Source organism: Microbacterium sp. W1-4-2 (assembly GCF_058349885.2).
This window is the reverse complement of record NZ_JBYRJC020000001.1, coordinates 598,205-617,943: the sequence shown is the minus strand read 5'-3', so window position 1 is coordinate 617,943 and position 19,739 is coordinate 598,205. Positions and strand designations below refer to the sequence as shown.

Here is a 19,739-nt window from a genome sequence, read left to right as displayed (position 1 = left end):
GGGAGAGTCATCATGGCGCCGAACACGCAACGCGGCGAAGGGAAGCACGCACGCTGGGTCATCGGCACGGTGGGAACCGCACGGGCCACCGGAGCGTATGAGAACTACCGGGCCTGGCAAGCGCTGCTGATCCTGGTGGTGCCCGCCGTCGTGCTCGGCGGCGCGGGGATCGTGGCGGCGATCCTCATGCAGAACCCGTAGCGGACTGGTCTCGCCGTGCGGTCACGGCGAGACCAGCGCAACCGGTCCTAGAAGTCCCAGTCGTCGTCCTCTGTGGCCTCTGCTTTGCCCATGACGTACGACGAGCCCGACCCGCTGAAGAAGTCGTGGTTCTCGTCGGCGTTCGGCGACAGGGCCGACAGGATCGCCGGGTTCACGTCCGTGACGGTGGCGGGGAACATGGCCTCGTAGCCGAGGTTCATCAGGGCCTTGTTCGCGTTGTAGTGCAGGAACTTCTTGACGTCCTCGGTCAGCCCGACGCCGTCGTAGAGGTCCTGGGTGTACTGCACCTCGTTGTCGTACAGCTCGTACAGCAGCGAGAACGTGTAGTCCTTCAGCGCGTCACGCGTGGCCTGGTCGACCTGCTCGAGCCCCTTCTGGAACTTGTACCCGATGTAGTAGCCGTGCACGGCCTCGTCGCGGATGATGAGCCGGATGATGTCGGCCGTGTTCGTGAGCTTGGCCTTCGACGACCAGTACATCGGCAGATAGAAGCCCGAGTAGAACAGGAACGACTCGAGCAGGGTCGACGCGACCTTGCGCTTGAGCGGGTCGTCGCCACGGTAGTAGTCCATGACGATGTGCGCCTTGCGCTGCAGGTTCGTGTTCTCGGTCGACCAGCGGAACGCCTCGTCGATGTCCTTCGTCGAGCACAGCGTCGAGAAGATCGACGAGTAGCTCTTCGCGTGCACCGACTCCATGAACGCGATGTTCGTGTAGACGGCCTCTTCGTGCGGCGTGATCGCGTCCGGTATCAGCGAGACCGCACCGACGGTGCCCTGGATCGTGTCGAGCAGCGTCAGCCCGGTGAACACGCGCATCGTCACGGTCTGCTCTTCGGGCGTCAGCGTGTTCCACGACTGCACGTCGTTCGACAGCGGCACCTTCTCGGGCAGCCAGAAGTTGCCCGTCAACCGGTGCCACACCTCGAGGTCCTTCTCGTCCTCGATGCGGTTCCAGTTGATCGCCTGGACCTTGTCCAGGAGCTTGAGCGGTTCGGGGGTCATGTCAGTTCTCTTTCATACAAGCAAGACGAGGGATGTCCGGGATCACAGCATGCAGCTGACGCAGCCGTCCACCTCGGTCCCCTCGAGGGCCATCTGGCGCACGCGGATGTAGTAGAGCGTCTTGATGCCCTTGCGCCAGGCGTAGATCTGCGCTCGGTTGACGTCGCGCGTGGTCGCCGTGTCCTTGAAGAAGAGCGTCAGGCTCAGGCCCTGGTCGACGTGCTGCGTGGCCGCGGCATACGTGTCGATGATCTTCTCGGGACCGATCTCATACGCGTCCTCGTAGTACGCCAGGTTGTCGTTCGTCATGAACGGCGCCGGGTAGTAGACGCGGCCGAGCTTGCCCTCCTTGCGGATCTCGATCTTCGACACGATCGGGTGGATCGAGCTCGTCGAGTTGTTGATGTACGAGATCGATCCGGTCGGCGGCACCGCCTGCAGGTTCTGGTTGTAGATGCCGTGCTCCTGGACGGAAGCCTTCAGCTCGCGCCAGTCGTCCTGCGTCGGGATCAGGTGGCCGGCGAACAGCTCCTTGACCTTGTCGGTCTGCGGCACCCACTCCTGATCGATGTACTTGTCGAAGAACTCCCCCGAGGCGTACGCGGAGTCGGCGAAGCCGTCGAAGGTCTCGCCGCGCTCGATCGCGATGCGGTTCGACGCGCGCAGCGCGTGGTAGAGCACCGTGTAGAAGTAGATGTTCGTGAAGTCCAGGCCCTCTTCGGAGCCGTAGTGCACGTGCTCGCGCGCGAGGTATCCGTGCAGGTTCATCTGCCCGAGGCCGATCGCATGCGAACGGTCGTTGCCGTCCTCGATCGAGCGCACCGACGAGATGTGACTCTGGTTGCTCACCGCGGTCAGGCCCCGGATCGCCGCCTCGACGCTCTTGCCGAGGTCGCCGCCGTCCATCGCCAGGGCGATGTTCATCGAGCCGAGGTTGCACGAGATGTCCTTGCCGATCTGGTCGTAGGACAGGTCGTCGTGGTAGGTGGTCGGCGTGTTCACCTGCAGGATCTCGCTGCACAGGTTCGACATGTTGATCCGGCCCTTGATCGGGTTGGCCCTGTTCACCGTGTCTTCGAACATGATGTACGGGTAGCCCGACTCGAACTGGATCTCAGCAAGGGTCTGGAAGAACTCGCGCGCGTTGATCTTCGTCTTCTTGATGCGCGGGTCGTCGACCATCTCGCGGTACTTCTCTGTGACCGAGATGTCGCCGAACGGCACGCCGTAGACACGCTCGACGTCGTACGGGCTGAACAGGTACATGTCCTCGCCGCTCTTGGCCAACTCGAACGTGATGTCGGGCACGACAACACCCAGCGACAGCGTCTTGATGCGGATCTTCTCGTCCGCGTTCTCGCGCTTGGTGTCGAGGAACCGCATGATGTCGGGGTGGTGCGCGTTGAGGTACACGGCGCCGGCGCCCTGACGCGCACCGAGCTGGTTCGCGTAGCTGAAGCTGTCTTCGAGCAGCTTCATCACCGGGATGATGCCGGACGACTGGTTCTCGATCTGCTTGATCGGAGCGCCCGACTCGCGGATGTTCGAGAGCAGCAGCGCGACGCCGCCGCCGCGCTTGGACAGCTGCAGCGCCGAGTTGATGCCGCGGGCGATCGACTCCATGTTGTCTTCGATGCGCAGCAGGAAGCAGCTGACGAGCTCGCCGCGCTGCGCCTTGCCGGTGTTCAGGAACGTCGGCGTCGCCGGCTGGAACCGGCCCGAGATGATCTCGTCGACGAGATCGGTCGCGAGCTGCTGGTCGCCGTCGGCCAGGCCCAGCGCCGTCATCACGACGCGGTCCTCGAAGCGCTCGAGGTAGCGCTTGCCGTCGAAGGTCTTCAGCGTGTAGCTCGTGTAGTACTTGAACGCGCCGAGGAACGTCTCGAACCGGAACTTCTTCGCGTATGCGCGATCGTTGAGCTTCTGGATGAACTCGAACGGGTACTTCGCGAGGACGTCGCCCTCGTAGTACTGCTTCTCGACGAGGTAGTCCAGGCGCTCCTTCAGGGAGTGGAAGAACACCGTGTTCTGGTTCACGTGCTGCAGGAAGTATTCCCGGGCCGCACGCTTGTCGGCATCGAACTGGATCTTCCCGTCCGCGCCGTACAGGTTCAGCATCGCGTTCAGCGCGTGGTAGTCCATACCCTCGAACCGCGCGTCGGTCTTGAACGGAACCTCGTCCGTCACTGCAGCTTCCACCATTTTTCCAATCCATCGCTCACGCGGGCGACGTCCTCGGGCGTGCCGAACAGTTCGAGCCGATACAGGTGCGGCACGTGGCACTTGCGGCTGATGATCTCCCCGGCCAGGCAGTACGCCTGACCGAAGTTCGTGTTCCCCGCGGAGATGACTCCGCGGATCCACTTGCGGTTGTCCTCGTCGTTGAGGAACCTGATGACCTGCTTGGGGACGGCGCCCTTCTCCTCGCCGCGCCCCTGTCCCCCGCCGTAGGTCGGTGTGACGAGCACGAACGGCTCGTCCACGTGCAGCGGGGGCTCGACGCTGTGCGGCCCGGCGTGCAGCGGGATGCGCCGGGCCGGCAGGCCCAGCTTCTCGACGAATCGCGCCGTGTTTCCCGAGACGCTGGAGAAGTAGACGAGAAGCGGCGCTGCCACCGCGATGGGCATGTCAGGCCAGACGGGCGGCGAGCTCGTCGATCTTGTCGGGACGGAAGCCCGACCAGTGGTCCTCATCGGTGATGACGACCGGCGCCTGCAGGTAGCCGAGCGCCTTCACCTGCTCGAGTGCTGCCGGGTCCTCGGTGAGGTCGTGCACTTCGTATTCGATGCCCTTCGAGTCCAGAGCGCGGTACGTCGCGTTGCACTGGACACAGGACGGCTTCGTGTAGACCGTGATCGCCATGTCGACTGTCTCTCCCCTCATTCGGTCCCTCTGTCCGGCAGTTCCCCCCGCCGGTCCCCCAATACTACATATGGGGACGGACACTCGGAAGCACCACAAGGGATAGTAGTTACATCTATGTAGTTTTCCACCGCTCTCCCCATGTACAACACAGCTTGTCCACCGTTTCATCCACAACCGCGCGGGTGTCGTCGAGGCCGCGGAAACGCTGATTCACGCGGGTCTTCCGCCCGACTGGCGGCATCCATCCACATCCCGGACCATATGCGGCACCTCCGACACCGGTTTTCCTGTGGACAACGCCCACGGCGTGTCGCGGGCGTGTCGAGCGCGCCGGTAACGTTGACCCGTGGCGGGATACCGGGATCTTCTGCGCACGCCGGGAGTCGGGCGCATCATCGCCGCGCAGCTGACGGCGCGCTTCCCTTCGGGCATGACGAGCCTCGCGCTGCTCATGCACATCGAGCACGTGACGGGCACATACGGCGCGGCCGGCCTGGTCCTGGCCGCCGCCTCGGTCGGGCAGGCGATCTCAGGCCCGATCACGAGCCGCTGGATGGGCCGGTGGGGCATGCGCCGGGTGCTGACCCTGACCATGATCGTGTGCGCGATGTCGCTGGCCGGCATCGGCCTGTTCGAGCTGCCGATCGCCGCCTACATGGCGCTGGGCCTGATGTCGGGACTGTCCACGCCGCCGGTGCAGTCGGCGGTGCGCACCATCTATCCGAAGATGGTCAACTCGCGCCAGCTCACCCCCTTGTTCTCGCTGGATGCCTCGCTGCAGGAGATCATCTGGATCCTCGCGCCGGTCGTGATCACGATCGTCGCCACGCAGATCGGCACGGTCGTCGGCATCGTGATGGTCGTCGTGATCCTGTTCGCCGGCGGCAGCTGGTTCATCCTCTCGCCCGAGCTCGGGCGCGTGCGCATCCCGCGCAGCCGCCGCCGCTTCGGACGCGTGCTGGCCCGGCCGGCGGTGCTGCTGGCGACCGTCATGGGCTTCCTGCTGATCGGGGCGTGCGCGGCCGTCGAGGCGGGCGTCATCGCGACCTTCGGCCACGGCGGGCTGCAGGCGGGCCTGGTCCTGGCGATCTTCTCGGTCGGGAGCCTGGCCGGCGGCCTGCTGTCGGGCGGCATCCCGATCGGCCGGTGGGCGATGGCGCGGCGGATGGCGATCGTGGCAGCGGGCCTTGTCGTCACGACGTTCTCGCTGTCGGTCTGGTGGCTGAGCGGGTCCCTTCTGGTGGCCGGCATCGGCGTCGCTCCGGCTCTGGCCGTGATGTTCGCGATGACGACGGCCAGCGTCAAGTTCAGCGACACCGCCGAGGCGTTCGGCTGGGTGGGCACCGGCCAGCTCATCGGCGCGGCCGCAGGGTCGGCCATCGCGGGGTTCCTCATCGACGGGATGGGCCCGACCGGCGCGTACTGGACCGCGGCCGGGTTCGCCGTGGCCGGCCTCATCGTCTCGGTGCTGTGCGTGCGCGGATTCCCCGACCTGCGCTTCCGCGACGCGAGCCCGATGCCCGACACCGAGCCGGTGCACACGGTCGCCTCGTGATCGTCAGCGGGTGACGCGGCCGAGCAGCTCCAGCAGCGCGAGCGCGTAGGCGTCGGCCGGCTCGGGGTGCTCGAACGACAGCGCCTTGCCCGCGATCTCGACGTCGACCGCGTACGCGTCGGGCAGGCGCCGCAGCGCCCGGAACGTGCCGCGCAGCAGCTCGCGCAGCTGATCCTCGCCGGGCAGCCACAGCGCGTCCTCGAGGGCCACGGAGTCCAGCGCCCACTCGGTCGTGCCGTTGAAGGCGAGGATGCTGCCGGTCGGATACGTGCGCGGCTCGATCGTCATGTCGCTGACCGTGAACACGTCGGCCTCGAACTCGGGCTCGTCGAGCTGGAACCGATCGCCCGAGGCGGGATGCCACACCAGGCCCGTCTCACGCAGCCGGCGTGCGAGGTCGGTGGAGATCATTCCCTCAGGGTATGCCCGCACGCTCATCCGAACGCGGCCTGCACCTCCGCCTCGCCGAGCATCGACCACAGCGCATCCAGCCGGGCGTTCGGGCGCTGGCCCCGCGGCACCGCCAGCACCACCTCGTTCGGCGTGACCCGATCGCGCACCCGGACGTAGGCGACGCGGCGGCCGTCGAACGCCTCGGTGCCGATCGGCTTGCCGCTGAACACCGAGTAGCCGAGGCCGTGCGCCACCATGGCGCGTACGGTCTCGGGGTTCGAGAACGCCCAGCCGGCGTGCGGCACGACGCCCGCGTCCTCCATCAGCGCCTCGATCACCCGGCTGGACTCGGCCGCGCGCACGATGATCAGCTGCTCGCCGGCGAGCTCTTCGAGGGCGAGATCACTCCGGCCGGCCAGCGGATGGTCGGCGGCCAGCACGGCATACGGCTCCACCGTGCGCACCGTCCGCGCGTCCAGTCCCTCGCCCAGCTGCCGGCGGTACAGCAGGCAGACGTCGGCTGCCCCCGTGCGCACCCGCTCCTGCACATCCGTGGCCAGACCGTCCGTGACATCCAGCTCGACACGCGGATACCGCGCCCCGAACTGGGCCGCCACCAGCGGCAGCACGCGCGGCGACAGCGCGATGGTGCAGGCGATGCGCAGCCGCCCCGCCACCTCTCCATGCTCGGCCGCCGCCAGCTCCGACAGCTCGGCGGCGTCCGCCAGGATCCGGCGCGCGATCGGCAGGACGCTCTGTCCGCCGCCGGTCACCGTCACGCCCTTCGCAGGACGGCGCACCAGCAGCTGCATGCCCAGGGCCCGCTCGAGGTCGTTCAGGGCGGCCGAGACCGCCGCCTGCGACGCCTGGCATCGCGCGGCGGCCGCGCTCACGGTGCCGGTGTCGACCGCGGCGACGAAGTACTCGAGCTGGCGCAGCGTGCCACCATTCATCGCTTCTCCCGATGTTCTCGTTCGGCTTTTCCCGTTTTTCAAATGATTACACGGGTCGCACCATGGATCCATCGCCCCGAACGAACTGGGAGAGAATCCATGACCGGCACCTCTGTCGTCACCCTCGGCACCGCCGGCGGCCCGCGCTGGTGGACCCCGATCGATGCGCACTCGCGCTTCGGCATCTCCACGGCGATCGCGGTCGGCGAGCGCGTCTACCTCGTCGACGCCGGCATCGGCGCCGGCCGCCAGTTCGCCCGCGCCGGGTTCACCATGGACCGGCTGGGCGGCGTCTTCCTCACGCACCTGCACTCGGACCACACCACCGACCTCGCCAACATCGCGCTGTTCGGCATGTTCGGGCTGTCGGGCGAAGGTCCTCGCATCCCGATCCTCGGACCCGGCGACCGCGGCATGATGCCCCCGGTCTCGCCGCGGGCGGTCGTCCCGCCGAAGCCCGTGGCACCGCACCTGCCCACGCCCGGCACCGCCGACATGTTCCGGCTGCTGATCGAGGCGCACGCCACCGACCTCAACGACCGGGTGCTCGACGCGCTGCGCCCGTCGCCGTTCGACCTGTTCGACGCGCGCGACATCCCGGTGCCCACCGACATCGGCTACCACCCGAACGACGCCATGACACCCGACATGCAGCCGTTCACCGTCTTCGAGGACGACCGGGTGCGGGTCGAGGCGATCCTCGTCGAGCACCCGCCCATCGCCCCCGCGTTCGGGTTCCGCTTCACCACCGACGACGCCACGATCGCGATCTCAGGCGACACCCGCAAGACGCCGAACATGGCGCGGCTGGCCGCCGGCGCCGACCTGCTGCTGCACGAGGCGATCAGCTTCGACTGGGTGCATCGGCAGTACGGCGGCGCGATGGATGCCACATCCCGGGCGTCCATCGATCACCACCGCAAATCCCACACGAGCGCGGCCGAAGCGATCGAACTCGCCCGCGAGGCGGGTGCCGCGCGCCTCGCGCTGCACCACTTGGTGCCCGGTCACCTGCCCACGCGGCAGTGGCTGGCCGAAGCGGGCCACGATCGCGCCGTGCTCGTGCCCGACGACCTGCAGGTCCTCACCCTGGACGGCGCCCGCACCCGGGTCGCCGTCTGATCCCGTTCCACCCCACAGAAGCACCCACTCAGAAGAGAGGTCGATGATGACCCACAATACGGTTACGACGATGTCCTCCGACTCCCCCGCCCCCGGCGCGCAGCTCGGCGCCGACGGCACCCAGCTGTCGCTGACCACGCGCGAGATGCGCCGCGTGATCGCGTCCAGCTTCATGGGCAGCATGATCGAGTTCTACGACTTCGTGCTGTACGCGACGGCGGCCAGCATCGTGTTCAGCCACGTGTTCTTCGCCGGCCTCGGGCCCCAGTTCGGCCTGTTCGCCTCGATCGCGACGTTCACGGTGGGCTACATCGCGCGTCCCCTCGGCGGCATCCTGTTCGGCCACTTCGGCGACACCCGCGGCCGCAAGGTCGTGCTCGTGCTCACGCTCGTGCTGATGGGCGTGGCGTCCACACTGATGGGACTGCTGCCGGCGACGGCGCAGATCGGCATCGCCGCTCCCATCGCCCTGGTGGTGCTGCGCGTCGTGCAGGGCGTCTCGGTCGGCGGCGAGTGGGGTGGCGCGACGCTCGTCGCCCTCGAGCACGCACCGGCGCGCAGCCGCGGACTGGCCGCCGCCTTCTCCAGCGCGGGCGGCCCGGTCGGGGCCGTGGTGGCCACGCTCATGCTCGGACTGTTCTCGGTGCTGCCCGACCAGCAGTTCATGTCGTGGGGCTGGCGTGTGCCGTTCCTGTTCAGCATCGTGCTGGTCGGAGTCGGCCTCGTCATCCGCCTCAAGGTGTCGGAGACCCCGAACTTCCAGCGCCTGGCACAGCGCGCCGAGGCCTCGCGGACCCGCATCCCGATCGTGCAGGTGCTGCGTCACCACTGGCGCGCGGTCGTGCTGTCGCTGCTGGCGGTGCTCGCCTTCACCTCGACGCAGGGCCTGATGACCGTGTGGGGCGTCGCCGAGGCCGTCGAGCACGGCGCCGACCGCACAGGCGTGCTGAACTGGAAGGCCGTGGCCGCCGTCCTCACGGTCGTGGTCGGGATCCTCGCCGCCAAGGTGAGCGACCGCATCGGTCGGCGCGCCGTCATCGTCACGGGCTGCGCGCTCGGGGCCGTGCTCGCCTTCCCGATCATGCTGCTGCTGGGCACGGGCACCGTGTGGGGCTTCGCGATCGCGATCGTCCTGGGCAACGGACTCGTGCAGGGCCTGGTCTACGGGCCGGTCGGCGCCTTCGTGGCCGAGCAGTTCCCCACCGCGCTGCGCTTCTCGGGCGCGTCGGTCGCCTATCAGTCGGCCTCGACGATCGGCGCCGGCTTCTCGCCGCTGATCGCCACCGGACTGGTCGTGGGCATCGGCGCCGCCTGGCCCGTCGCGGTCTTCTGGATCGTCGTGATGATCGCAGCGGGCGTCGCCATGCTGCTCGCCCCCGAGGGCAAGGACATCGACATCCACGCCGCGTCCTGATCCTGGCTGCGGAGCGCGCATCGGCCCGTGCCGGTGCGCGCTTCGCCGTCAGCGGTTGCCGACGTCGTAGACCTTGAGCACTTCCGAGACGGCCTGCTCGCGCTCGTCGCCGCCGTTCTCGAACATGTGCGCCACGTGCGTGCGCAGATGGTTCTCCAGCAGCAGCTTGTCGAGCGAGGCGAGCGCCTTCTGGATGGCCCGCGACTGCCCGATGATGTCCATGCAGTAGTCCTCGTTCTCGATCATCTTCGCGAGGCCGCGCACCTGTCCCTCCAGGATCGCCGTGCGGTGGAGGGCCCGCTTCTTGATGTCTTCGATCACGCGGCAAGGGTACCCGCCCCAAGGGGCCTCGGGTGCGAGGATGGCGCCATGGCGCGCACCCCGACGGACAGTCTCAGTCCCGCCGACCGGGTCCGGCGCCGGGGCCTTCGGCGCATGAAGGCGATCGCCCTCGGCGCGCTGGCGGTCCTGGCGGTCGTGTTCGCGTTCTCGTTCGTGTTCGAGGACCGCGTCCCCGCGCTCACGTACGTGCGCGCGGCCGCCGAGGGCGGCATGGTCGGCGCGCTCGCGGACTGGTTCGCCGTCACGGCGCTATTCCGGCATCCCTTCGGACTGCCGATCCCGCACACCGCGATCATCCCGACCCGCAAGGACGAGATCGGCCGGTCGCTCGGCGAGTTCGTCGAGACGAACTTCCTGTCCGGCCCGGTGGTGCGCGCGAAGCTCGAGCAGGCGGGCATCGCCGCGCGGCTCGGCGCCTGGCTCGCCCGGCCTGCGCACGCCGAACGCGTCGCGACCGAGGGCTCGGCGATGGCCGCCGGCGTCCTGCGCGCGCTCGACGACGCCGACGTGCAGGAGCTCATCGCCGACCTCGCACGCGATCACCTCATCGCGCCGGAATGGGGGCCGCCGGCGGGCACCTGGCTGCAGCGCGTGGTGGATGCCGATGCCCACCGCGGTGCAGTCGACCTCGCCGTCGACAGCATCGCGACGTGGCTGGCCGCCAACCACACGGCGTTCGAGGGCCTGGTCTCGCGCCGCCTGCCCGGCTGGGTGCCGAAGATCGCGCACCGCTTCGTCGATGACACGGTCTACACCGAGGCGATGAGATTCGCCGACGCGGTGCGGGCCGACCCCCGGCATCCCGCCCGCCTCGCCTTGGACGCGTACCTGAAGCGCCTCGCCGACCGGCTGCAGCACGACCCGGCGATGATCGCGCGGCTCGAGGACGCCAAGGGGGCGGTGTTCGACAGCCCGCGCGTGCGCGAGCTCGCCGCCCGCGTGTGGGGTACCGCGAAGGCGGGGCTGCTGGACGCACTCGCCGATCCCGGCAGCGGGCTGCGCGGCCGCATGAGAGAGGCCCTCGTCGACGCCGGCGAGCGCCTGACCGCCGACGACATCCTGCAGCGGCGGGTGGACGGCTGGATCACCGACGCCGCGGTGTTCGGCGTCGAGCGCTACCGGCACGACATCGCCTCGATCATCACCGACACGATCGAGCGGTGGGACGCCGCCGAGACGACCGAGAAGATCGAGCTCATGGTGGGGCGCGACCTGCAGTACATCCGCCTGAACGGCACGGTGATCGGGGCGCTGGCGGGCCTGGCCATCTTCGTCGTCGCGCAGCTGACCCTGGGATGATGGAGCCATGGTCACTCTCGCGCTCGTGCGACACGCGAAATCCGACTGGGGCGATCCGGACGTGCCCGATCACGACCGGCCGCTGAACGCGCGCGGACTGCGCGATGCGCCGGCGATGGCCGCGCGGGTGTCGGCGACGGGCTTGCACCCCGACGTCATCGTCTCGAGCACGGCCCTGCGGGCCCGCACGACCGCCGAGGCGTTCGGCGCGGCGCTGGGCGTGGCCGTCGACCTGGACGCGGACCTGTACGGGGCGCCGGCCGACGCGATCCTCGCGGCGGCCGCCCGGGCGAGTGCCGCACAGGTCCTGGTCGTCGCGCACGATCCGGGCATGAGCGCGCTGGCCGCACGGCTGTCGGGCGACGAGATCGCCCACATGCCGACGTGCGCGGTGGCGGTCTTCAGGTGGGACGAAGACGACTGGGACGTCGCGACCGCGGTGGATCCGGCATCCTTCGCCTTCGATTCCCCGCGCGGATGAGCGGGGCGCCGGCGAACGCGGTCGGTCTGCTCGACGCCGACGGGTCGATTCGCGAATGGATGCCGTGGGCTGAGGTCGACCGCCGGCTCGGCGACGCAGCGGTCACGGTGGCGACGGCCACGCGCGGCGACTGGCAGGTGCGGATGCTGCGCATCGACGCGGGAACGGTCGCCGGCGTGCGGCTGACCGGGCACGCGGTCGAGATGGCCCAGGGCGAGGAGCCGGTGATCACCGAGGTGCACCAGGGCGTGGATGTGCGCGTGGACGCGCACGGTGCGGCCGTGCACTCCGAGCTGCGGATGCTGGTGCCGTGGGACGGCGAGATCGCGGTGTCGGACGAGGCAGCGACGCCGTGCGCCACCGTGCACGAGCCGCCGACCGGCTTTCCGGTCATCGTCGCGGTGCGTCTGGGCGCCGCCGATCCGGCCGTGCCGCAGATCGAGGAGAAGACCGTGGGCGGCGGCAGCAAGCCGATGCGGATCCTGCGCACCGGGCTGTCGATCCCCGAGGTGGAGCTCGCGCCGGCGCCCGGTGGCGGCCACGCGATCACGGTGCTGTGGCCCGACCGCGATCGCGAGGTCGTGGTGCTGCCCGGCGGGTGACCCGCGGTCCTCAGCCGACCTGGCGGCCGTCCTTGTAGACGCTGTCGATCAGCGGCACACCGGGGCGGTACGCGAGATACGTGCGGCTCGGGGCGTCGAGCACGACGAGGTCGGCGCGCTTGCCGACGGCCAGCACGCCGACGTCGTCGCGGCGCAGCGCCCGCGCACCGCCGGCGGTGGCCGCCCAGATCGCCTCGGGCACCGTCATCCTCATCTCGCGCACGGCGAGGGCGACCATCAGCGGCATCGAGCTCGAGAAGTTCGACCCCGGGTTGCAGTCACACGCGATGGCGACCGTGACGCCGGCGTCGATGAGCCGGCGCGCGTCGGGGTACGGGTGGCGGGTCGAGAACTCGACACCCGGCAGCAGGGTCGCGACGGTGTCGGAGCCGGCGAGGGCCGCGACATCGTCGTCGCTGAGGAACGTGCAGTGGTCGACGGACGCCGCGCCCAGCGCGACGGCCAGCTGCACGCCCGGTCCCTCGCCGAGCTGGTTGCCGTGCACGCGCGGGACGAGGCCGCGGGCGATGCCGGCTTCGAGCACCCGGCGCGACTCGTCGGCGGTGAACGCCCCGGTCTCGCAGAACACGTCCACCCACTTGGCGTGCGGGGCGCACGCGGCGAGCATCGGCCCGCAGACGATCTCGACGTAGTCGTCGCGGGCGTCGGCGTACTCGGCCGGCACGACATGCGCGCCGAGGTATGTCACCTCGGGGGTGACCTCGGCCGCCAGGCGTGCGAGCCGCGCCTCATCGTGCACGGTGAGGCCATAGCCGGTCTTGATCTCGACCGTCGTGGTGCCCTGCGCGTGCAGCTCGGCCATGAGCCCGGTCAGGCGCCGGCGCAGCGCGTCATCGGTCGCGGCGCGGGTAGCGGCCACGGTCGTGCGTATGCCGCCGGCGGCATACGGATCGCCGGCCATGCGTGCGGCGAACTCAGCGGACCGCTCGCCGCCGAACACGAGGTGGCTGTGGCTGTCGACGAACCCCGGGATCACCGCGCGTCCACCGACGTCGATGACGTTCTCGGGAGTGGGGGCGGATGCCGCAGGCCCGACCCAGGCGATGCGCGAGCCCTCGATCAGCACGGCCGCGTCGGTGAGCGTGCCGCAGAGGTCGTCGCCCGCGGCCACGTTCGTGGTGAGCTCGCCGATGTTCGTGATGAGGAGTGCCGGGGCGGTCATGAGACGTCCTTCCGGGTCAGGATGCCACCGACGATCGTCGCTGTCACATCTCCGGTACGGGCGACCAGCGGCAGCTGCAGCAGGTCGGCCCCGCGTGTGCGGGTGGTGTCAGTATCGACCTCGACGGCGTCGAACGCGTCCCCGACGCGCAGGCCGGCCGCATCCTGCCCTCTTCCCCCGAGACCCAGCGCGCGGGCGCCGCCGGCGCTGCCGGCGCGCCACAGCTGCGCGGGCGTGAAGATGCCCCGTTTCTGGGCGCGCAGGCGCTGGTCGAGCTCGAGCCGGGCGACCTCTTCGAACGGATCGATCACGGCATGCTGGTCCGACCCGATCGACAGGGTGGCGCCGGCAGCCTGCAGCTCGGGGGCAGGACCGATGCCGTCGCCGAGGTCGGCCTCGGTCGTCGGGCACATCACGATCGACGCGCCCGCCGTGCCCAGCAGCGCGATGTCGTCGTCGGTCAGGTGGGTCGCGTGCACGGCGGCGAGCCGAGGGTGCACGAGCCCGTGCTCGGCCAGGAGCGCCGTCGGCGTCAGACCGTATGCGTCCAGGCACGCCTGGTTCTCAGCGACCTGCTCCGACAGGTGCACGTGCAGCGGCACACCGGCGGGCAGTTCGCGGCCGACGACGGCGAGGTCTGCCGGCGTGACGGCGCGCACGGAGTGCACCGCGGCCCCGACCGACACGAGTGCGCGTCGGCGCGGATCGGCCGCGACCGCATCGCGCAGGCCGTGCCAGCGCTCGAGCCATGCGTGCACGTCGCCGTCGCCGAACCGCTGCTGGCGCTCGCTCAGCTGCATGCCGACGCCGCCGCGCAGATAGCAGGTGTCCAGCAGCACGAGCCGGATTCCGGCGGCCACGGCCGCGTCGGCCAGGGCCAGCTCCATGGCGTGGTCGGGGTACGGCGTGCCGTCGGGCCGGTGGTGCACGTAGTGGAACTCCCCCACCGCCGTGTATCCGGCATTCCGCATCTCGGTGAAGGCGCGCTCGGCCAGCGTGCGATACGACTCCGGGGTGAGGGCACCCGCGGCCCGGTACATCTCCTCGCGCCACACCCAGAAGTCCCCGCCCCCGCCGTGCGTGCGACCGCGCAGCAGCCGGTGGAACGCGTGCGAGTGGGCGTTGACGAACCCGGGTGCGACGACGCCGAGCCGTGTGTCGCCGGGCTCGGCGGGAACGCCCGTGGCGAGCTCGGCGATCACGCCGTCACGCGCGGTGATCCGCACATCGGCGGCGAAAGCGCCGTCGACCAGGGCCGCGGCGGCGTGGGCCGACGCGATGACGCTCATGCCGTCCCCGCCAGGGCACGCAGGGCGGCCGCGAGCGCCCGGGCACCGGCTTCGCAGTCCTCGTCGCGCGCGCCCTCGCCCGGGGCGTGCGAGACGCCGGTGGGGTTGCGCACGAAGATCATCGCGGTGGGCAGGTGCGCGGCCAGGATGCCCGCGTCGTGGCCGGCTCCGGTCGAGATGGCCGGCACCGGCCCGAACTCGGGCTCCAGCGCCGCGGTGATCGCGGCGGTCAGATCGTCGTCGAAGTCCACCCGCGGGGTGAACGACTCCTCGTGCACGTCGAGGACGCAGCCCTCGGCCTCGACGACCGCGCGGACGCGCTCGATCGTCAGCGCGTACTGCTCGCGCACGTCGTCGTCGGTGAAGGCCCGCAGGTCCATCCACGCGACCACGCGGGATGCGATCACGTTCGTGCCGCCCGGGACGATCTGCGCCTTGCCGATCGTGCCGCGCGCCCCCGGCATCCGCGACACGGCCACATCGCGCACCGCGAGGACGGCGCCGGCGAGCGCGACCATCGGGTCGGCGCGCAGGTCCATCGTCGTGGTGCCGGCGTGGTTGCCCTCGCCCGAGATCGTCAGCCGCCAGCGGCCGTGCGGGATGATCGCCGATGCGGTCGAGACCGGCAGTCCGCGGTCCTCGAGGTCCCGGCCCTGCTCGACGTGCAGCTCGACGAACGCCGACAGGCGCCCGATGCGCTCGGGGTCGGGCCCGACCCGCCGGGGGTCGCGACCGGACTCCCGCCAGGCCTGCGCGAGGGTCGTTCCCGCGGCATCCGCGCGTTCGAGTACCGATGCCGCGTCCGCGGCGCCGGTCAGCAGCCGTGTCCCCAGGCACGGCATGCCGAACCGCGATCCTTCTTCTTCGGCGAACGCGCAGACGGCGATCGGGCGGGCGGGGGCGAAGCCGGCCGCCCGCAGCTGCGCGACCGCCTCGAACGCGCTCGCGACTCCCAGCGGTCCGTCGAACGCCCCGCCACCGGGCACCGAGTCGAGGTGGCTTCCGGTCGCGACAGCCCCGGCCCCCGGCATCCCCCACCAGGCCCAGAGGTTGGCATCGTCGTCCTCCTCCACGGCCAGTTCGAGCTCTTCGGCGCTGCGGCGGAACCAGTCCCGCAGCGCCGCGTCCGAGGCGTCGAACAGGTGGCGCGAGTATCCGCCGCGGTCGGCGTCACGGCCGAGGTCTGCGATCTCGGTCAGGCGACCGGCCACCGTCATGTCAGCCCTCCGACAGCATCGGGACCTTCAGGCCCCGCTCACGGGCGATGTCCTTGGCGTGCTCGTAGCCCGCGTCGACGTGCCGCATGACACCGGTGCCCGGGTCGTTGGTCAGCACGCGCTCGAGCTTCTGGGCGGCCAGCTCCGACCCGTCGGCGACGGTGACCTGACCGGCGTGGATCGAGCGGCCGATGCCGACGCCGCCGCCGTGGTGCAGCGACACCCAGCTGGCGCCCGACGCCGTGTTCAGCAGCGCGTTCAGCAGCGGCCAGTCGGCGATCGCGTCCGAGCCGTCCTTCATGGCCTCGGTCTCGCGATAGGGAGAGGCGACCGAGCCGGAGTCGAGGTGGTCGCGGCCGATCACGATCGGCGCCTTCAGTTCGCCCGAGGCGACCATCTCGTTGAACTTCAGGCCCGCGAGGTGCCGCTCCTTGTAGCCGAGCCAGCAGATGCGGGCCGGCAGCCCCTCGAAGTGCACCTTCTCGCCGGCCTTCTCGAGCCAGCGGTGCAGCGCCTTGTCCTCGGGGAACAGCTCGGCGATGGCCCGGTCGGTCTTGTAGATGTCCTCGGGGTCGCCCGACAGCGCCGCCCACCGGAACGGGCCGCGGCCCTCTTCGAACTGCGGGCGGATGTAGGCCGGCACGAAGCCCGGGAACTCGAACGCCCGGTCGAACCCGCCGAGCTTCGCCTCGGCGCGGATCGAGTTGCCGTAATCGAACACCGCGGCCCCGGCATCCTGGAACGCCACCATGGCCGCCACGTGCGCGGCCATCGACGCACGCGAGCGCTGCGTGAAGCCCTCGGGGTCGCGCTCGGCCTCGGCCTTCCAGTCCGCGACCGAGATGCCGATCGGCAGATACGCGAGCGGGTCGTGCGCGCTGGTCTGGTCGGTGACGATGTCGATCGGCGTGCCGCGGCGCAGCAGCTCGGGGAAGATCTCGGCCGCATTGCCCACGACACCCACCGACAGGGCCTCGCCGGCGTTCTTGGCCGCCACGACGCGCTCGACGGCGGCGTCCAGGTCGGTCGTGTACTCGTCGAGGTAGCCGTGCTCGACCCGGCGGGCGAGGCGCGACTCGTCGACGTCGACGATCAGCACCGCACCGTCGTTGAGCGTCACCGCCAGCGGCTGAGCGCCGCCCATGCCGCCGGCTCCGGCGGTGAGGGTGAAGGTGCCGGCGAGCGAGTCCTTGCCGAGCGAACGGGCGACGGCCGCGAACGTCTCGTACGTGCCCTGCAGGATGCCCTGCGTGCCGATGTAGATCCACGAGCCCGCGGTCATCTGGCCGTACATGATCAGGCCGAGCTCTTCGAGGCGGCGGAACTCCGGCCACGTCGCCCAGTCGCCGACCAGGTTCGAGTTCGCGATGAGCACGCGCGGCGCCCACTCGTTCGTGCGGAACACGCCCACCGGCTTGCCCGACTGCACGAGCAGCGTCTCGTCGGGCTCGAGCTCGTCGAGCGTGCGCACGATCGCGTCGTACGCCGCCCAGCTGCGGGCCGCGCGACCCGTGCCGCCGTACACGACGAGGTCTTCGGGGTGCTCGGCGACCTCGGGGTCGAGGTTGTTCATCAGCATGCGCTTGGCGGCTTCGGCGCCCCAGCTCTTGGCGGTGCGCTCGTTGCCGCGCGCCGCGCGCACGGTGCGTGCTTCGCTCATCGGTGTTCTCCTTCTCAGTTCTGTGCGTAGGCGGCGTCGCGGACGGCGCCGGAGAGGACGAGGCCCGTGACGGTCTCGATGTCGGGGCTCACGAATCGGTCGTGGCCGGGACCGGCGACGCCGTTGCTGCGCAGCAGATCGCGCACCGCGCCGGTGCCGGGGCCGGCCTGCAGCGGCGCGCGCAGGTCGAGCGCGCGGCTGCCGGTGATGACCTCGACGGCCAGGACCCGGGCCAGGCCGTCGATCGCGCGGCGGAGCTTGCGTGCCGCGGCCCACCCCATCGACACGTGGTCCTCCTGCATCGCCGACGAGGGGATCGAGTCGACCGACGCCGGGACGGCCAGGCGCTTGAGCTCCGAGACGATGCCCGCCGACGCATACTGGGCGATCATCAGGCCCGAGTCGACGCCGACCTCATCGGCCAGGAACGGCGGCAGCCCGTGGCTGCGCGCGGGGTCCAGGGCGCGGTCGGTGCGACGCTCCGAGACGCTCGCGACGTCGGCGACGGCGATCGCGAGGAAGTCGAGGACGTACGCGACCGGCGCGCCGTGGAAGTTGCCGTTGGACTCGACGCGGCCGTCCGAGGTGATGACGGGGTTGTCGACGGCGGCCTGCAGCTCGCGGCCGGCCACCAGGCGGGCGTGGTCGACGGTGTCGCGGGCGGCGCCGTGCACCTGCGGCGAGCACCGCAGCGAGTACGCGTCCTGCACGCGGCCGTCCTCGGGTCCCTTGTGGCTGGCGACCATCGGCGACGGGTTCAGCAGCGTCCGCAGGTTCGCGGCGCTCGTGGCCTGCCCGATCTGCGGGCGCAGCGCCATCAGGTCGGCGGCGAACACGGCGTCGGTGCCCAGCTGGCTCTCGATCGACAGGGCCGCGGCGGCGTCGGCCGTGTCCAGCAGCATGTCGAGGTCGGCGATCGCCATCAGCAGCATGCCGAGCATGCCGTCGGTGCCGTTGATGAGGGCCAGGCCCTCCTTCTCGGCCAGGACCAGGGGCGTGATGGATGCCGCAGCCAGCGCGGTCGCGGCATCCTGCAGCTCGCCGTCCACACGCACCTGCCCCTCGCCCATCGTGGCCAGCGCGATGTGCGCGAGCGGGGCCAGGTCGCCCGAGCAGCCGAGCGAGCCGTACTCGCGGACGACAGGGACGATGTTCGCGTTCAGCAGGGCCGCGTACGTGTGCACGACCTCGGGGCGCACGCCGGTGTGGCCGGTGGCCAGGGTCTGCAGCCGCAGCACCTGCAGGGCGCGCACGACCTCGGCCTCGACCTCGGCGCCGGTGCCGGCGGCGTGCGAGCGGATCAGGCTCTCCTGCAGCTGGCGGCGGCGGTCGGCGGCGATGAAGGTGGTGGCGAGTGCACCGAACCCGGTCGAGATGCCGTAGTGCGGCACCGGGTCGTCGGCCAGACGCTCGACGAGCGCGCGGGCCTCGGCGACGCGGGCCTCGGCGCCGGCGTCGATGTCGACGTGCGCGCCGTGGCGGGCGACGGCGACGACCTGGGCAGGGGTGAGCGGCGAAGCGCCGACGGTGACGGTGTCGAGAACGGGGGTGACCATGTCTTCGATTCCACACCCTCGGACCCCGCTCGGGCAGCCGCGACGACCATCCTTAGTCTGGAATACCAGACAGTCGGGCAGTGTGGTCAGTCGACCTTCTCGACGGTCCCGCCGGTCAGCTGCACGAGCTCGTCGAACGTCAGCGGGAACACCGCGTGCGGCGTGCCTGCCGCGGCCCACAGCTGCGGGTAGGCCGACAGCGCCTCGTCGACCACCGTCGTGACCGGCGCGGGGTGTCCGGTCGGAGCGACGCCGCCGATCGCCTGCCCGGTCGCCTCGCGCACCTGCTCGGGAGTGGCGCGGGCGATCTTCGTCCGCCCCAGTCGCTCGGCGAGCGCCTTCACGTCGACGCGATGGGCGCCGCTGGTCATGACCAGGAGCGCCTCGCCGTCCGAGAAGAACACGAGGCTGTTGGCGATCGCCCCCACCTCGACGCCGAGGGCGGCCGCCGCGAGCGGCGCGGTGGCGGCCGAGTCGGGCAGCACGACGATCTCGCCGGGGATCCCGGCGGCGCGCAGGGCGTCGTGCACGAGCCGGGTGCGGGTGGGAAGCTGGTCGGTCATGCCGCCAGCCTAGATGAGG

Annotated in this window: 20 protein-coding genes; 7 read left to right on the top strand and 13 right to left on the bottom strand. The window is 70.5% G+C overall.

Features of this window, described 5'->3' with window-relative positions:
- Positions 1–12: 12 nt before the first annotated feature.
- Positions 13–201: a hypothetical protein gene (locus AC3RX0_RS02685; protein WP_491504394.1), complete on the top strand. Its 189-nt coding sequence runs from the start codon at positions 13–15 to the stop codon at positions 199–201.
- 47 nt (positions 202–248) lie between these two features.
- Here AC3RX0_RS02685 and nrdF read toward each other — a convergent pair whose 3' ends face one another.
- From nrdF to nrdH, 4 genes are read right to left on the bottom strand one after another with little or no spacing between them, the layout of a single operon-like run.
- A complete protein-coding gene (nrdF, locus tag AC3RX0_RS02680; protein WP_491504393.1) occupies positions 249–1,226 on the bottom strand; it encodes a class 1b ribonucleoside-diphosphate reductase subunit beta in 978 nt (325 codons plus the stop codon).
- Between the two features lie 42 nt (positions 1,227–1,268).
- Positions 1,269–3,428: a class 1b ribonucleoside-diphosphate reductase subunit alpha gene (gene nrdE / locus AC3RX0_RS02675; protein WP_491504392.1), complete on the bottom strand. Its 2,160-nt coding sequence runs from the start codon at positions 3,426–3,428 to the stop codon at positions 1,269–1,271.
- Positions 3,410–3,853: a class Ib ribonucleoside-diphosphate reductase assembly flavoprotein NrdI gene (gene nrdI / locus AC3RX0_RS02670; RefSeq protein ID WP_491504391.1), complete on the bottom strand. Its 444-nt coding sequence runs from the start codon at positions 3,851–3,853 to the stop codon at positions 3,410–3,412. Before nrdI ends, nrdE begins: the two co-directional genes overlap by 19 nt.
- 1 nt (position 3,854) lies before the next feature.
- Positions 3,855–4,088: a glutaredoxin-like protein NrdH gene (gene nrdH / locus AC3RX0_RS02665; protein ID WP_491504390.1), complete on the bottom strand. Its 234-nt coding sequence runs from the start codon at positions 4,086–4,088 to the stop codon at positions 3,855–3,857.
- A gap of 349 nt (positions 4,089–4,437) precedes the next feature.
- On the opposite strand from nrdH, the gene AC3RX0_RS02660 reads away from it, so the two are divergent.
- Positions 4,438–5,646: an MFS transporter gene (locus AC3RX0_RS02660; protein ID WP_491504389.1), complete on the top strand. Its 1,209-nt coding sequence runs from the start codon at positions 4,438–4,440 to the stop codon at positions 5,644–5,646.
- A gap of 3 nt (positions 5,647–5,649) precedes the next feature.
- Here the strand turns inward: AC3RX0_RS02660 and AC3RX0_RS02655 are convergent, their stop codons facing one another.
- Positions 5,650–6,057 carry a pilus assembly protein CpaE gene (locus AC3RX0_RS02655; protein WP_491504388.1) on the bottom strand — a complete coding sequence of 136 codons (408 nt, stop codon included), beginning with the start codon at positions 6,055–6,057 and terminating at the stop codon, positions 5,650–5,652.
- Between the two features lie 23 nt (positions 6,058–6,080).
- Complete coding sequence (locus AC3RX0_RS02650; RefSeq protein WP_491504387.1) at positions 6,081–6,992, bottom strand: LysR substrate-binding domain-containing protein; 912 nt, start codon at positions 6,990–6,992, stop codon at positions 6,081–6,083.
- Between the two features lie 99 nt (positions 6,993–7,091).
- Between AC3RX0_RS02650 and AC3RX0_RS02645 the strand changes: the two genes are divergently transcribed.
- Both AC3RX0_RS02645 and AC3RX0_RS02640 read left to right on the top strand, forming a co-directional pair.
- Entirely contained in the window at positions 7,092–8,114 is a 1,023-nt protein-coding gene (locus AC3RX0_RS02645) for an MBL fold metallo-hydrolase (protein WP_491504386.1), read from the top strand.
- A gap of 70 nt (positions 8,115–8,184) precedes the next feature.
- Positions 8,185–9,528: an MFS transporter gene (locus tag AC3RX0_RS02640; protein WP_491504385.1), complete on the top strand. Its 1,344-nt coding sequence runs from the start codon at positions 8,185–8,187 to the stop codon at positions 9,526–9,528.
- A 48-nt stretch (positions 9,529–9,576) separates the two neighbouring features.
- Here the strand turns inward: AC3RX0_RS02640 and AC3RX0_RS02635 are convergent, their stop codons facing one another.
- A complete protein-coding gene (locus AC3RX0_RS02635; protein ID WP_491504384.1) occupies positions 9,577–9,849 on the bottom strand; it encodes a metal-sensitive transcriptional regulator in 273 nt (90 codons plus the stop codon).
- A 48-nt stretch (positions 9,850–9,897) separates the two neighbouring features.
- Between AC3RX0_RS02635 and AC3RX0_RS02630 the strand changes: the two genes are divergently transcribed.
- The 3 genes from AC3RX0_RS02630 to AC3RX0_RS02620 are packed head-to-tail and all read left to right on the top strand — an operon-like array spanning position 9,898 to position 12,252.
- Complete coding sequence (locus tag AC3RX0_RS02630) at positions 9,898–11,169, top strand: DUF445 domain-containing protein (protein WP_491504383.1); 1,272 nt, start codon at positions 9,898–9,900, stop codon at positions 11,167–11,169.
- A gap of 7 nt (positions 11,170–11,176) precedes the next feature.
- A complete protein-coding gene (locus AC3RX0_RS02625) occupies positions 11,177–11,650 on the top strand; it encodes a SixA phosphatase family protein (RefSeq protein WP_491504382.1) in 474 nt (157 codons plus the stop codon).
- Positions 11,647–12,252, top strand: a complete 606-nt coding sequence (locus AC3RX0_RS02620) for a hypothetical protein (RefSeq protein ID WP_491504381.1) — start codon at positions 11,647–11,649, stop codon at positions 12,250–12,252. Before AC3RX0_RS02625 ends, AC3RX0_RS02620 begins: the two co-directional genes overlap by 4 nt.
- 10 nt (positions 12,253–12,262) lie before the next feature.
- Here AC3RX0_RS02620 and hutI read toward each other — a convergent pair whose 3' ends face one another.
- The 6 genes from hutI to AC3RX0_RS02590 form a co-directional block, all read right to left on the bottom strand.
- Complete coding sequence (gene hutI / locus AC3RX0_RS02615; protein WP_491504380.1) at positions 12,263–13,435, bottom strand: imidazolonepropionase; 1,173 nt, start codon at positions 13,433–13,435, stop codon at positions 12,263–12,265.
- A complete protein-coding gene (locus AC3RX0_RS02610) occupies positions 13,432–14,724 on the bottom strand; it encodes a formimidoylglutamate deiminase (RefSeq protein WP_491504379.1) in 1,293 nt (430 codons plus the stop codon). Before AC3RX0_RS02610 ends, hutI begins: the two co-directional genes overlap by 4 nt.
- A complete protein-coding gene (locus AC3RX0_RS02605; protein WP_491504378.1) occupies positions 14,721–15,941 on the bottom strand; it encodes an allantoate amidohydrolase in 1,221 nt (406 codons plus the stop codon). Before AC3RX0_RS02605 ends, AC3RX0_RS02610 begins: the two co-directional genes overlap by 4 nt.
- Before the next feature lies 1 nt (position 15,942).
- Positions 15,943–17,601 (bottom strand): urocanate hydratase, encoded by a 1,659-nt coding sequence (hutU, locus tag AC3RX0_RS02600; protein WP_491504377.1) that lies wholly within the window; start codon positions 17,599–17,601, stop codon positions 15,943–15,945.
- Positions 17,602–17,615: 14 nt separating this feature from the next.
- Positions 17,616–19,157: a histidine ammonia-lyase gene (hutH, locus tag AC3RX0_RS02595; protein ID WP_491504376.1), complete on the bottom strand. Its 1,542-nt coding sequence runs from the start codon at positions 19,155–19,157 to the stop codon at positions 17,616–17,618.
- 86 nt (positions 19,158–19,243) lie between these two features.
- The gene (locus AC3RX0_RS02590; RefSeq protein WP_491504375.1) at positions 19,244–19,720 is read right to left on the bottom strand and encodes a YbaK/EbsC family protein; all 477 of its coding nucleotides are present in this window, start codon (positions 19,718–19,720) and stop codon (positions 19,244–19,246) included.
- Positions 19,721–19,739 lie beyond the last annotated feature (19 nt).